Raw genomic sequence first — 14735 nt, 5'->3', positions numbered from 1 at the left:
CACATGACTTTTAATCATGGTGTCCCGGGTTCGATTCCCGGGTGAGCCACCAAATTTATTTGGTCTAGATTTTGAATTGTTAAGAGGAACTGTTAAATTAAGCAGTTCCTTTTTTATATATTAAAAAGTATAAATTTAACAGATAACTTATATAAATGAGTGGTAAGATAATGTATAATTAGTACCGAATAGTAAATTATATTTTAATAGTAATAAAATATTTACAAGATTAAGGAGATTATAATGGAAAATAAATTAGTTAATGAATATTATAATTGGTTTAATTCTTATGTTAAGAAATTTTATGGAGAAGATAGTTTAGTAGATCAAAATGTTGGACTTAAGGAAAAACATACTTTTAATGTAGCTAAACATGCTGTGAATATTGCAAAATCTTTAAATCTATCAGAAGAAGAAGTTAACACCGCTGAAATAATAGGTTTATTTCATGACATAGGAAGGTTTGAACAATTTAGGAAATATAAAACCTTTAGGGATTCTCTTTCAGAAAATCATGCGACTCTGGGTGTTAAGATATTAGAAGAAAGTAAGATATTAGAAAATTTAGATGACAGAAGAAAAGAAATAATTATAAAAGCAATAATACTTCATAATACAAAGCTACTTCCAAACGATTTAAATGAAGAAGATGCTGTATTTTGTAAGTTAATTAGAGATGCTGACAAACTTGATATCTTTAGAGTTATTATTGAATATGAAAAAGAAAGGCAGGAGAATCCCAATCCTGCAATTGATAATTTACCTTTTACACCCGGATATAATAAAGAATTTCTACAAGATATTCTTTTGGGAAGAAGAATTAATAATAATTCAATGAAAAATTACAATGAAAGAAAATTATATGAATTAAGTTGGATAACAGATTTAAATTTCTCCTTTTCTTTTAATTATATAAAAGAAAAAAAGATTTTAAATGCGTTAATTAATTGTTTGCCTCAAAATGAAGAAATTAATAAGCTTTCAGAGTATTTAAAGCAATATATAGATAAATTTCTTGTTAAATAAACAAAAGTTATTTATATTGCGCGAAGAAACGTTCTAAAGTAAAAGTAACCTACTAGAAAAAAGACTCCTTTTAATTGTTAAAATATTGACATTGTTGTCGTATTATATATAATATAGTAAGAATATAGTTTTTACTTACAGATTGTGGATTGATTGTTTTGTAAATGGCTTATTACATTTTAGTAAGTCATTTTTTATTTATAAAAAGGAGCGTAATTAGAAAATGAAAGAAAATAAGGGGATAGGTTTAAAGTTATATGTTCTAGTAGTATTTGTCACAATTTTTATATTAGGAATTACAAGTTTTTCGTGGATTACCTTTAAAAATTATAGTATAAAATCTGAAGATAGTCTAACTACTATAACTGAATATATAAATATAGTAGATGAAGCAAGGCAAGCTCAAGTAGATTTCAAAAAACAGGTACAAGAGTGGAAAGATACATTATTAAGAGGTAATGATTCGGAATCTTTTAAAAAATATTTCTCTCAATTCTCACAGGAAAATGATAATGTAGATTTGCAATTATTACAACTTAAAAAGGATATGGACAGATATTCCATGGATACTTCTTTAGTTGATACACTAATAAATAACCATAAAGATATATATGGAAAATATAATAAGGCCATTAAAAGTTATGATTCTAATAATATTGAAAGTTACCATATTGTAGATGAGTTAGTAAAAGGAATAGATAGAAAAACAACTGATGATATGGACGCTTTGGTAAAACAAATACAGGATAAGGCAAAATTAGATAGTGAAAATATAACAAAGCAATCTAAAATTGATGCAGATAAATATAATAATAATTTAATTTTCTGTGCAGTTATAGGGGTAATTTTAATTGTTTTATTTACTATTACCATTTTACGCACATATAAAAATATTGCTAAATTTATTGAACAGTTTAAAATGCTTTTGGAAAAAGCAGAAAATGGAGATCTTACAGTGAGGGGCGAAATATATAAAAAGGATGAATTAGGTCAACTTACTGAAAAGTTCAATAAATTTATTGATACTAATAGAAATTTGATTTTAGAAGCAAAAACTACGAGTGAAACTGTAGCAGCTTCATCTAACGAAGTTAATAAAAATTCTTACGAAATTAGTAAGACAGCAGAGGAAGTTGCAAGTAGTATTGCTACTGTAGCAGAAAACTCATTAAAGCAGATTGAGTTGGCTGATAAGAGCAACAATTCTGTTAAAGATGTTGTAAGTGGGTTAAGCAGCATAACAGAAAATACAGTATATATAAATGAACTTTCAAACAGAGCAATGGAAACTGTGACTAACGGAATTTCTAGTCTTAATCATCAAAGAGATAGAATGACTGATACAAAGAGTACAGCTCGTATTGTAACTGATATTATTCTCGAATTATCCGAAAAGTCCAGCGAAATTGGGAAAGTTATAGAATTTATAAATGGAATTACAGAACAGATAAATTTATTGTCATTAAATGCAGCAATTGAGGCGGCAAGAGCAGGGGAGGCTGGAAAGGGTTTTACTGTAGTGGCAAATGAAGTGAAAAATTTAGCAGAACTTTCAAAGGATTCTACACAAAAAATAAATAATTTAATATTATCAGTGCAAGATGATATAAAAAAGGCTGTCATTGAAGTAAATAATACAAATGATTCGATAGATGATCAAGTAAATTCTCTTAAATTAACAGATGAATCATTTATTCTCATACAGAAAGCTGTTTCAGAAGTAACAAGCAAGATAAGGGATGTTGCTATTGAAACAGAAGAAATTAATGAAAATGCAATATCCGTAGAGAAATCTATAAAAAATATTGTGAAAATAATAGAGCAAAACGCATCAGGGACAGAGGAAGTTTCTTCTGCAACTCAGGAGTATACGGCTTGTATCCAACAAGTAGCATCTTCAATGAATATTTTATCTGATCAATCTAATAATCTTCTGAAGGTAATAAGTAAGTTTAATGTATAAATAATTTTAATAAAAAGTAGCTGTTGCATAACTAATATTTAGTGATGTAGCAGCTTTTTTGCTTGATAAGGTGATTTTACTTGTAGGTGCGTAAAACAATTGATTAGCAATGAAAACTGAATAGCAAGATTTCCGAAAGCTAGTGAGTGAATAATACTATATTATAAACACTATAGTATTTAATTCAAACACTGTTGAAAACCACACTTAATATTCAAACACAGTACATAATAAATTAAACAGTATAAAAAAGTATCAAACAGTAAAAATATTAATTAAAAATATTTTTATTAATGAAAATATAAACTAAAAATATTTTTAAAGATTAGAGATTATTAAAAGCCTTGATGTAGTGCGGTTTTATACTATTTAAGAAACATATTAGCTTCTTAATGGGAAGGAATTTTAAAAAATTATTAGAGAGTTTGGCATTGATATTGCTTTATATAAAAGTGTAAGAGAAAAAGTCTTAAATGATCTAGGATGGAGGAGAGTAAAATGGAAGAATTAGAAATAGCAATAATGAATATTATAATTAACGCTGGAGACTGTAAAAATCACGCTTATATGGCTCTTAATAATGTAAACGAGGGTAATTATGAAGAAGCTGAAAACGAAATTCAATTAGCAAATGAAGCATTAGCAAAAGCTCATGACGGGCAAACAATGTTTCTTCACAAAGAAGCTAACGGTGAAAAAATAGATATGTCAGTTTTATTTGTACATGCACAAGATCATTTAATGACAGCAATAACAGAAAAGAACTTAATTGAGCAAATAATTGAATTAAGAAAGGTTGTGAATACTTTAGTGAAATAATAAAAATCATTAAAGAAATTAAATGGTATGTATATAAAAATTTAATTTTAAGAAATTATTATGAATTGTTAAAGGGGAGGAATAAATTATGATAACAATTAGATTATTTTGTGCTGCAGGTATGTCGACAAGTCTTTTAGTAAGTAAGATGAAGGCTGCTGCTAAGACTAAAGGAATAGAAGTTGATATTGAAGCTTTTCCAGAAGGACAAATGGATAAACATTTAGATAATGTTGATGTTGCATTATTAGGGCCTCAAGTAGGTTATACAATAGCTAAAGCTAAAAAAGTTTGTGAACCTAGGGGAATTCCAGTAGATGTAATTCCGATGGTTGATTATGGAATGATGAATGGGGCTAAAGTTTTAGATTTTGCATTAAACCTAATTAAATAGAAGTATAAGGAGTAATAAATTATGAAATTTTCTAAGGATTTTCTATTTGGAGCAGCATCTGCTGCATATCAAGTAGAAGGAGCGTACAATGAGGATGGAAAAGGCATATCAAATTGGGATGTATTTTCAAAAATTCCTGGAAAGACCTTTGAAGGAACTAATGGAGATGTTGCAGTAGATCATTATCATAGATTTAAAGAGGATATTAAATTAATGGCCGAAATCGGTTTAGAGTCATATAGATTTTCTGTTTCATGGCCAAGAATAATTCCAGATGGTGATGGAGAAGTGAACCAAAAAGGAATCGATTTTTATAACAGTTTGATAAATGAATGCTTAGAGTATGGGATTGTGCCGTTTGTTACATTATATCATTGGGATATACCTCAAAATTTAGAGGAAGATGGAGGATGGACAAACAAAAGAACTATTGATGCTTTTTTAAAATATGCAAATGTATGCTTTAAGGCTTTTGGAGACAGAGTAAAACATTGGATTACGTTTAATGAAACCGTTGTATTTGCATCATTAGGATATTTAGCAGGTGCACATCCACCAGGTATTAGGAATGATCCTAAGAAATATTTTCAAGTAACACATAATGTTTTTACAGCTCATGCAAAAGCTGTGAAAAGTTATAAAGAAATGAAACAATTTGGTGAGATAGGAATAACTCATGTGTTTTCTCCATCATTTAGTGTAGATGAAAAGGAAGAAAATATAAAAGCAACATATCATGCTAATCAACATGATACTAACTGGTATTATGACCCAGTACTAAAAGGAAGCTATCCTGAATATGTAGTAAGGCAGCTAGAAGAGAATGGCTGGACACCAGATTGGAATGAAGATGAATTAAATATAATAAAAGAAACGTCATCACTAAATGATTTTATAGGCCTTAATTATTATCAGCCTAAAAGAGTAATGAAAAATGACATTGAAGAAATTAATAAGGAAAGATCTAGAGAAGAATCAACAGGAGCACCAGGAAATCCTTCATTTGATGGAGTTTATAAGACTGTTATGATGGATGATAAAGTATATACAAAATGGGGTTGGGAAGTCTCTCCGGAAGCATTCCTAGATGGATTAAGAATGTTAAAGAAAAACTATGGTGATATAAAAATGTACATTACTGAAAATGGCCTAGGTGATGAAGATCCAATAATTGATGATGAAATAGTGGATGTTCCAAGAATTAAGTACATTGAAGCACATTTAAAAGCAGTAAAAAGAGCAATAGAGGAAAACATAAATTTAAAGGGATATTATGCTTGGTCTGCAATCGATTTATTAAGCTGGCTAAATGGATATAAAAAGCAATATGGATTTATATATGTTGACCATAAGAATAACTTAAATAGAAAGATAAAATTATCAGGTTATTGGTACAAGAAAATAATAGAGGAAAGAGGCGAGAGCCTTTAATTAAAGACTTATCAAGTATCTATCATTATATAAATTCTTTAAGCGCGCATTGTAATTTGTATAAAGACATGAAACTTTAAGTAATATATTAATTAAACATAACTCATAATCTTATATTTATATTAAAACGAATATATAATTAAATTATTTAAGGGGGAATCATTATGTCATCATTTCAAGACAATTTAAATGAAAAAGTAATACCAGTCATTATGAAATTCGTTAACTTAAAGGGTGTTATCGCTTTAAAAGACGGTATTATATACACATTACCGTTAACAATGGTAGGATCAATATTCTTATTACTTGCTCAATTACCTTATGCACCTTTAAATGATGCAATAGCAAGTGTGTTTGGTCCAGGATGGACTGCTCCATTATGGAAAGCCTTTGGAGCAACTTTCAATGTAATAGCATTAGTCACAACAATAGGTATAGCATATATTTATGCTAAGAATGAAGGTCATGAACCTTTATCAGCAGGAGTAATATCTTTTGTAGTATTTATATTAACAACTCCTTCTACTGTAACAACTAAGGGTGGAGAAGTGGTAGGAGACATTATACCAGCGGGAGCATGGTGCGGTGGAAAAGGTATGGTTACTGCAATTATCATAGGATTAATAGTAGGTGCTGTTTATTCATGGTTTCTAAAGAGAAATATTACAATTAAAATGCCAGATGGTGTACCACAAGGGGTTGCAAATTCATTTGCAGCATTAATACCAGCAGCAGTTATTGTTGTAGGTGCAACTGCAATTTGGGCTATATTTAACTTTGGAATGCAAACAACAGTAATTGAATGGATATACAAAATTATTCAAACACCATTACAAGGAATGACAGATTCATTAGGTGGAGTTATAATTATGGGATTATTAATACCATTCTTCTGGTGGTTTGGTATTCATGGAGCAACTATTGTAAGTGGAGTTATGACAGGAATCTTAACATCAAATGGATTAGAAAATCAAGCTATAATCACTAGTGGAAAACAATTAACAATAGCAAATGGAGCTCATATAGTAACACAATCATTTTTGGATCAATTTATGACAGTAACAGGTTCAGGGATGACAATAGGATTTGTATTATGTATGTTATTCTTTGCAAAGTCAGCTCAATTTAAGCAATTAGGTAAATTAGGTATTGTACCAGGAATATTTAATATAAATGAACCAATTACATTTGGTACACCTATAGTAATGAATCCATTTATGATACTACCATTTATGCTTACACCAACATTATCAGGTATACTTACTTATTTTGCAATTGCAACAGGATTAATACCACCATTTAGTGCAATACAAGTTCCATGGACAACACCAGCACCAATATCAGGACTTTTAGTTGGAGGTCCAAGAACAGCTATATTCCAGTTATTGATGTTAGTATTATCATTCTTTATTTATCTTCCATTCTTTAAGAAAATGGATGCTATGAGCTATAAGAATGAGCAAGCTGCACAAAGTGGCGAAGATGTAACAGCGTAAACAAAAAAGGAAAGATATGAAATATAAAATAAATTAATTAAAAATGGCCATTCCTTTATCGTGTTAATTATTAATATACAAAGGAGTGGTCATAAATATATTTTCCTAACGGAAATTTGAAAATTGAAGAAAAGAGGAAGAAATAATGATAGTTGTAAATTGCCCTTTAAAACAAGATGATATAATTAAAATTGTAGAAAATATTGAAATTGAAAATAAGAAAGTATTTAAGTATGCGAAAAAGCAAGCAATAAAAATTTATTTTGAATCTGATTATAATAATGTAGAAGCGTGTTCAATTATAAAAAAAGTCATAAAAGAATCTGAATTAGGCAAGGTATTATACTTTAACGTTGTAGCAGAATAGAATAAAAGTATTTCTTGTTACAAAAGCTTTAGCTTGATGAGAAGCCCCTTTTAAACAAAGGGGTTTTTTGTTTATAAAAATATTTGTAATGACATTATTTAAGAATTGACAAGTTTATTCTTTCTTTAAAATATTTTTAATTGTATAGTTTTTTCTTTATAATATTGGTATAATGCAATAAATAAGAAATATGGAGGGAGAAATTTGGATCCAATTAGCTTGATGAAGTCTAGGGCTTCTACATTCACAAAAGTTGAACTTGAAATATATAATAGGTTGCTGTCTGATCCAACCTTGATTATGGACAGCACAATAGTAGTACTTGCTGAATTTCTTAAAGTGTCTAATTCTGCAATAACAAGATTTTGCAAAAAGTTAGGATATAATGGGTATGTAGAATTTAGATATGATTTTTCTTCTTATTTTAATAAAGAAGAAAAAGGGGATGAAGATCATATTATTAATAGAACAACTAGTACATATTTATCTGTTTTAAATTTACTTGAAAATATGTTGGATGAACATGAAATGAAAAAATTAGTATCCAAAATGAAGAAGAGTAAAAACATTAGAGTAATAGGTATAGGAGCCTCTGGATTAATTGCCAAATACTTAAGATATCGGATTTTTAAATATAGAAGAAATATTGAAGCATTAGATAATAAGTATGAAATAGATGAAAGTTGTGGTTTGGCAGAAGCAGGAGATATGCTTATTGCTATTAGTGACAGTGGCAAAAGCAAGGAAATAAGTAAACAGGTAACGGAAGCATATAAAAATAGAATAACAACTGTTGTTATCTCAACAAATGATGTTCCAACCTTAAGAAGTAAATCTAATTTTTATTTTCAATTACCGTCGGCTGGGCAATTTTATAAACCAGGTGCATATACTAATCAACCAATTATGATTATATTTATGGAGATGTTAGTTAATTTATATGCGTATTTTGATGAGGAGTAGTATGAATAAAACCACTTGGAAATATTTTTCGAAATTAATATTTCCAAGTGGTTTACTTTCTTGTATATCTATAAACTAAAAAGTTTCTTTATTTCTTCATACTTTTCGTGAGTAAGAAGTGCATCTTTTTCTGTATTCTTAAGCTTGACTATATATGTCCATCGTCCATAGGGATATATTTTGGTGATTAACGATAGATTTATGATATAAGATTTGTGACTTCTAAAGAATTGAGTATTATCTAGTTTTTCTTCTATTTCAGTTAAAGTGATAGAGGTATTGAAGCTGTCTGTTTTGGTATATATTACAGTAGAGCTCTCTTCTCTTTGAATTAGTACAATTTCTTTTGTATCAATAAAACTTATGCCTTCTTTATTCTTTATCATAAGCTTATCTAAGCCTTTTTCATGCTTTATTATTTTATCTATACCATTGTCATAGCTAGGTTTATTTAGCTTTTTTATTCTATCTAAAGTCTGCAGCACTCTTTCTATCTTAAATGGTTTAACCAAATAATCAAAAGCATATAACTGAAAGGCATCTGACATATATTCCGCGTGAGCTGTTGCAAAAATAATTATTGTCTTTGGATCTATATCAGATAGTACTTTAGCGCACTCAATGCCGCTCCATCCAGGCATTTCAATATCAAAGAACACCACCTCAGGGCGATGTTCCTTAAATATGCCTATAGCTTCCTCACCATTATCAGTATCTCCAATAACTTCAAAACCACCAGATTTGTCTAATATTTTTTTTATTATGGTTCTCATTCCTTGTTCATCATCAACTATAAGCACCTTTATATTCATAGAAAAATTCTCCTATTTTTAAAATCTTCTTTTTCTTCTAATTTTACTTCTTGGCTTTCCAACTATTTCTGAAAGTATGATTGCCTGCTGAAGTCTAACAGAGGTTAGTTCCTGTGCAATAGAATCTATAACTCCTTGAGGATTCGAAGAATCCTCTTTTTCTTTATTAGAGTATTTATTATTTGTTGCAGCATTATAAGATTCAACATCTTCACTTGGAGTATTTTCTATGGAATCACTTTCGGTGTATTCTTCTTCTCCGTTGTCCTCAGCTTCTATATAAACATTATTATTCACATTTTTAATTGGTTCAAGGATTCTTGGATATTTCGAAGCTGCACTATTTCTAAGATTTTTTGTTAATGACGTAGGGTCAAATACAGCATTTACAAAAACCTTTAATAATTCAATAGCATCATCATTCATATTCTCACTCTCCTAGGAGTCTATTTTTTGTCATTCTTTTCTTTGCTATCACTAGTAACAGATTGATTTTTATTTCCTGCACTAGAAATTGAGCTTCTCATATTTGTATCAGCAATAACATTTTGCATATCATAATAATCCATTATGCCAAGTTTCCCTTCTCTAAGTGCATAAGCCATTGCTTTAGGTACTTCTGCTTCCGATTCTACAACGGCAGCTCTCATTTCTTGTTCCTTGGCTACAGCCATAGCTCTTCTTTCTTCAGCCTTAGCTTGTGCTATATTCTTATCAGCTTCTGCTTGTAGAGTTTGAAGTTGAGCACCTATATTTCTTCCAACATCTACATCAGCAATATCTATCGATAGAATTTCAAAAGCAGTACCTGCATCTAGGCCTTTATTTAATACAGTTTTTGAAATAGCATCTGGATTTTCTAATACTATTTTATGACTAGTAGAAGAACCAACGGTAGTTACTATACCTTCACCAACTCTAGCTAATATCGTTGCTTCTCCGGCACCACCAACAAGTCTTTCAAGATTTGCTCTAACTGTTACTCTTGCTTTAACTAAAAGTTCTATACCATCTTTTGCAACAGCTGAAACATTTGGCGTTTCAATAACTCTTGGATTAACACTCATTTTAACTGCTTCCAAAACATCTCTACCTGCTAAATCAATAGCAGCTGCTTTTTCAAATTGTAAGTCAATGTCAGCTCTGTGAGCTGCAATTAATGCATTTACAACATTATCAACATTTCCACCTGCTAAATAATGTGCTTCTAATTGATTAACAGTAAGTCCCATGCCAGCTTTTGTTGATTTAATAAGTGGAATTACTATTTTTGAAGGTACAACTCTTCGGAGTCTCATACCAATCAAGTTGAATATGCTTACTTGAACATTGGCTGCAAGTGATGAAACCCATAATCCTATTGGAACAAATGTGATAAATACAGAAATTAAACATACTACTGCTATAGCTACTATAAGTAAATTAATAATCATTAATAATCTCTCCTTTAAATTTTAATTTATTTTAGGCATTAACCTTTTTAACTAATAATTTTACGCCGCTAACTTTAAATATTTCAACAACAGTTCCTTTAGATATATACTCTCCTTCAGAAATCACATCAAACTTAACTCCGTCTATGTCTATAGAACCAGTTGGTCTCAAGTCAGTAGTTGTAATTCCTTTTTTTCCTAATAGATAATCTAAATCAGAAGAACTGATATATCCATGTTCCTTCTTTTGTTCATCAGGTAAAATTAATGGCTTAAATAGTTTTCCTTTTGTAAAATACGTAAGAACTACGCCTAGCATGGCTCCTAGTACGGCTAAAATTCCTAATGTCATAACTAGTGCCTGTGCAAAATTTTCAGCTGTTAACACTACTGCTAGTATTAAGCATATAGCTCCTGCGATTCCTGGAATCCCGAAACCAGGAATATGCATTTCTAAAAATACTAGAACAAAGCCTAAAATGAGTAGTAAGACTGTTAGAACGGTCATATCTGGCAAAAAAGCATTCATGTTTTTACCTCCCCTTTTTTCAATTAACAGTTTACAGTTAAGAGTTTACAGTTAAGGATGAAATCCATCGCTGGATTTCTTATAATTTAATTATTGGCACTGTAACATCAAAATTGTAACTTCTATATTAGTATAATAATGCTAATAGTAAAGTTTTGTAATATAAAACCTCTAAAATATACACTTTTAAAGCTGAAATGTCATTTTTGAATCTTTTTTGGTAGTGCTATTTCAAAGGATGTTCTTTGCTCTGTGGAGAAAACTGCAACTGAACCATGAAATGTTTCAACAATATCCTTAACTATGGAAAGTCCCATTCCATCTCCTTTATCACCTTTAGTAGTAAAGCCTTCTTTAAAAATATTATCAATTATTTCTTTAGGTATAATATAACCATTATTTGATATATTAATTTTTATATTATATAAGTCCTCTGATAATTCAACAAGCAGATATCTATTATCAGGTTTTTGTTTTAAGGCAAAAATAGCATTATCTATTATATTACCTATAACTCTGCAAAACTCCCAAGGTTCCATAACAAGGTGCTTTAAATCACTTTTTATTTCTAGCTCCATATCTATTTCATTTTTTTCAGCCATTTGTAATTTAGCCTGTAATAGTGCGTTGACGGCTGGTTTTGAAGTTTTTAATGCTTTGCTGATTCGTATTATATCCTTATAAACAGGCTCTATATATTTTCTGGCTTCATCAAATTCCTCAAGTTCGAGTAATGAGTAAATAACTTGAATATGGTTTAAATAGTCATGTCTTTGAGTTCTTAAAGTTTTATTAAAGGATTCGAGGTGTTTTATTGTATCTATTAGGTTATTGTTCCCTTTTTTGAATAAAAGACTATAAAAAATTATTCCTGTAATTATACTGTTAAAACCTATGCTTATTGCAATAATATAAATAATGAAATTTCCTTCAATCATATAGGGATTGTTACTTTTGTAATAGATAAAAAGTGCTATAAACACTATTTCTATTAAGTTTAGAAATATAGATATTAAAACTATTTTGGACATTCCATATGTCTGCTTTTTAATTGCCATGCACTCACTCCTTGTGTATAGATAACTAATATATTTTACCATATATTAGTTGTATTAACCTTTAAAAAATCTTAATTTATTTTGTGTAACTTCAATTGTTTTAAAATAAATCGTCAATTGTCGAATGAAAATTTCAATGTTCTTGTAAAAAAATATAGACTATTATGTCAAATGGTGGTATATTATATACATACTAATGAAATTCAGGAACTAAAGATTTAAATAAACTAAAGATATATTAAAAAAAGAGGTGGCTGTAGACATGGTTACCTCTTTTTTGACGAAAAAATTATAGAATGTTGAGTTAGATTTGATTAAATAGATATGCAATGCAAATTAATCATTTGTATGGTAAAATAGGAGATATGTTCTAAATCAAATAGCTAGAATTGTAATGAAATTTAAGACTAATGAACATAGTTAATTTAGGAGAAGTGGTTTTTTATGAAAATAAAATATAAACTAATGATAAGCTTTTTGGTTTTGATTGTATTTGCAGTAAGCGTATTAGGTTTTTTAATTGCTGAAAAATCAGATAATGCAGTTTTCAACGAAGTCAATGAAAAAAGTCAGAAATTAACAGAATCAATTATTACAACTTTAAGTGTAAGAAATGATCTGCTTACAGAAAAATCTTATGGTGATTCAAATTTTGCTAATACTTTATTAAATGATTTGACAGATATAAGGATAGATTATAATGAAAATATAAAAGTTGGAGAATTTAACTTACCTGTAATGTATGCGGGAAAACAAAGGTTATCTTTAGATGAAACCGTGGTTGATAAGCTAAAACAGTCTACAGGTACTGCAGCAACAATTTTTTTATTACATGATAATAAACTTATAAGAATTTCTTCTACAATCTTTAAAGATGATAAGAGGGTAGTAGGCACATATATATCAAGCGATTCAATTGCATATAAAAAAATAGTCAGCAATGAAGAATATATTGGTAATATTGATATAGAAGGTATTGGTTATGTTACTAGAATGAAGCCATTATTCGATAAAGATAAAAAAGTTATTGGTGCAATAGGAATTGGAAATAAAATTCTAAATAATTACTTGGAAGATACATTAAGCAATATTAAGCTGGGGAAAACAGGTTATTTATATATACTGGATTCAGAAGGTAATGTGATTATTCACCCATCAGAAAAGGGGAAAAATGTAAGAGATTGTGATTTTGTTCAAAAAATGCAGGAGACTAAGAATGGAACAATTGAGTATACTTACAATGGAGTTAAAAAAATAGGATATTATCAGTATTTTGAAGCTTGGAATTGGTATATAGTTACTACTGCTGATTATGATGAATTAAATGCTTCATCAAAATCAATTTTAACGACAACTGTAGTTGCAGCATTAATTATAATTCTTTTTGGAGGAATTATAGCATTATTTTTGACTAATACCTTAGTTAAACCTATTAATAAGTTGAAGTCATGCATGGAGATAGCTGGGAAAGGTGACTTAACAGTTCGATGTCATATTGACAGCGAAAATGAGATAGGGGTACTGGCAAATAGTTTCAATAATATGCTTGCAGAAAATCAGAGACTATTAGAGGAAACAGTACAATATGATAAGCTTAAAACAGAATTTATTGCTAACATGTCTCATGAATTAAGAACACCTTTGAATATTATTTTTTCAACAGCTCAGCTATTTAATGTATTTATAAATAAGGAAGAAAATTTAAGCACTGATAAAATAAGAAATTATACCAGCAGCATAAAACAAAATTGTTATAGATTATTAAGACTAGTAAATAATTTAATAGATATGACAAAAATTGACTCAGGGTTTATGAAGCTGGATTTAAGAAATGAAAATATAGTAGAAGTGGCAGAAGAAATAACCCAATCAACAGCTGAGTATGTACAATCTATGTCAAGGACGATTATATTTGATACAGATGAAGAGGAAAAGGTTATGGCATTTGATGCAGAAAAATTAGAGAGAATCCTGCTTAATTTAATATCAAATGCTACAAAATTTACTAAGCCTGGAGACAAAATTTATGTTACCCTAAATGATAAGGATGACCATATCATTATTTCTGTAAAAGATACGGGAAGAGGAATTCCAGAAGAAAAATTATCACAACTTTTCCAAAGATTTAAGCAAATAGATCCTTTGTTAAATAGAAGCCATGAAGGAAGCGGTATAGGATTATCTATAGTGAAAGCTTTAGTTGAAATGCATGAAGGCACAATAGAAGTAAAAAGTGAGTATGGAGAAGGCACTGAATTTACGATATGCCTCCCAGCTAAAGTAACTTCAGGAGAGCCTCATATGAAAGACAAAAATGATTCTTTAAATCAATCAAAAGTTGAAAAAATAAACATTGAGTTTTCAGACATTTACAGTTAAGTTATTGAATATAGATACACAACATATAACTTAGACTTATGCATATAACTCACCGAAATCAAAAT

General features: G+C 29.3%; 14 protein-coding genes. 9 read left to right on the top strand and 5 right to left on the bottom strand.

The features are described 5' to 3' along the window. The first annotated feature begins 243 nt into the window (after positions 1 to 243). From COL3_RS06505 to COL3_RS06470, 8 genes are all read left to right on the top strand, one after another. The gene (locus COL3_RS06505; RefSeq protein WP_008427681.1) at positions 244 to 1026 is read left to right on the top strand and encodes an HD domain-containing protein; all 783 of its coding nucleotides are present in this window, start codon (positions 244 to 246) and stop codon (positions 1024 to 1026) included. Positions 1027 to 1249: 223 nt separating this feature from the next. Beyond that, the gene (locus COL3_RS06500) at positions 1250 to 2989 is read left to right on the top strand and encodes a methyl-accepting chemotaxis protein (RefSeq protein ID WP_008427685.1); all 1740 of its coding nucleotides are present in this window, start codon (positions 1250 to 1252) and stop codon (positions 2987 to 2989) included. Positions 2990 to 3487: 498 nt separating this feature from the next. Continuing rightward, positions 3488 to 3808, top strand: coding sequence for a PTS lactose/cellobiose transporter subunit IIA (locus COL3_RS06495; RefSeq protein WP_008427686.1), 321 nt, complete (start codon positions 3488 to 3490; stop codon positions 3806 to 3808). A gap of 88 nt (positions 3809 to 3896) precedes the next feature. After that, on the top strand, positions 3897 to 4202 hold the full coding sequence (locus COL3_RS06490) for a PTS sugar transporter subunit IIB (protein ID WP_008427687.1): 306 nt from the start codon (positions 3897 to 3899) through the stop codon (positions 4200 to 4202). A 21-nt stretch (positions 4203 to 4223) separates the two neighbouring features. Then, on the top strand, positions 4224 to 5633 hold the full coding sequence (locus COL3_RS06485) for a GH1 family beta-glucosidase (protein WP_008427688.1): 1410 nt from the start codon (positions 4224 to 4226) through the stop codon (positions 5631 to 5633). A gap of 164 nt (positions 5634 to 5797) precedes the next feature. Further along, complete coding sequence (locus COL3_RS06480; protein ID WP_008427689.1) at positions 5798 to 7129, top strand: PTS sugar transporter subunit IIC; 1332 nt, start codon at positions 5798 to 5800, stop codon at positions 7127 to 7129. Between the two features lie 145 nt (positions 7130 to 7274). Beyond that, entirely contained in the window at positions 7275 to 7496 is a 222-nt protein-coding gene (locus COL3_RS06475; RefSeq protein WP_008427691.1) for a hypothetical protein, read from the top strand. A gap of 204 nt (positions 7497 to 7700) precedes the next feature. Beyond that, positions 7701 to 8459 (top strand): MurR/RpiR family transcriptional regulator, encoded by a 759-nt coding sequence (locus tag COL3_RS06470; protein ID WP_008427692.1) that lies wholly within the window; start codon positions 7701 to 7703, stop codon positions 8457 to 8459. Positions 8460 to 8527: 68 nt separating this feature from the next. On the opposite strand, the gene COL3_RS06465 is transcribed toward COL3_RS06470, so the two are convergent. The 5 genes from COL3_RS06465 to COL3_RS06445 all read right to left on the bottom strand — a co-directional run bounded on the left by COL3_RS06465 (position 8528) and on the right by COL3_RS06445 (position 12291). Then, positions 8528 to 9271, bottom strand: a complete 744-nt coding sequence (locus COL3_RS06465) for a LytTR family DNA-binding domain-containing protein (protein ID WP_008427693.1) — start codon at positions 9269 to 9271, stop codon at positions 8528 to 8530. Positions 9272 to 9289: 18 nt separating this feature from the next. Then, a complete protein-coding gene (locus COL3_RS06460) occupies positions 9290 to 9697 on the bottom strand; it encodes a hypothetical protein (protein WP_008427694.1) in 408 nt (135 codons plus the stop codon). Between the two features lie 20 nt (positions 9698 to 9717). After that, a complete protein-coding gene (gene floA / locus COL3_RS06455) occupies positions 9718 to 10704 on the bottom strand; it encodes a flotillin-like protein FloA (RefSeq protein ID WP_008427695.1) in 987 nt (328 codons plus the stop codon). A gap of 31 nt (positions 10705 to 10735) precedes the next feature. Then, the gene (locus tag COL3_RS06450; RefSeq protein WP_008427697.1) at positions 10736 to 11233 is read right to left on the bottom strand and encodes an NfeD family protein; all 498 of its coding nucleotides are present in this window, start codon (positions 11231 to 11233) and stop codon (positions 10736 to 10738) included. A 200-nt stretch (positions 11234 to 11433) separates the two neighbouring features. Beyond that, positions 11434 to 12291 (bottom strand): Spo0B domain-containing protein, encoded by an 858-nt coding sequence (locus COL3_RS06445; protein ID WP_008427699.1) that lies wholly within the window; start codon positions 12289 to 12291, stop codon positions 11434 to 11436. A gap of 444 nt (positions 12292 to 12735) precedes the next feature. On the opposite strand from COL3_RS06445, the gene COL3_RS06440 reads away from it, so the two are divergent. Beyond that, complete coding sequence (locus tag COL3_RS06440; protein ID WP_008427701.1) at positions 12736 to 14670, top strand: Cache 3/Cache 2 fusion domain-containing protein; 1935 nt, start codon at positions 12736 to 12738, stop codon at positions 14668 to 14670. Positions 14671 to 14735 lie beyond the last annotated feature (65 nt).

It is taken from the genome of Clostridium sp. LS, from assembly GCF_002760435.1.
Classification (GTDB): domain Bacteria; phylum Bacillota; class Clostridia; order Clostridiales; family Clostridiaceae; genus Clostridium.
This window is presented reverse-complemented; position numbering and strand designations above follow the sequence as displayed.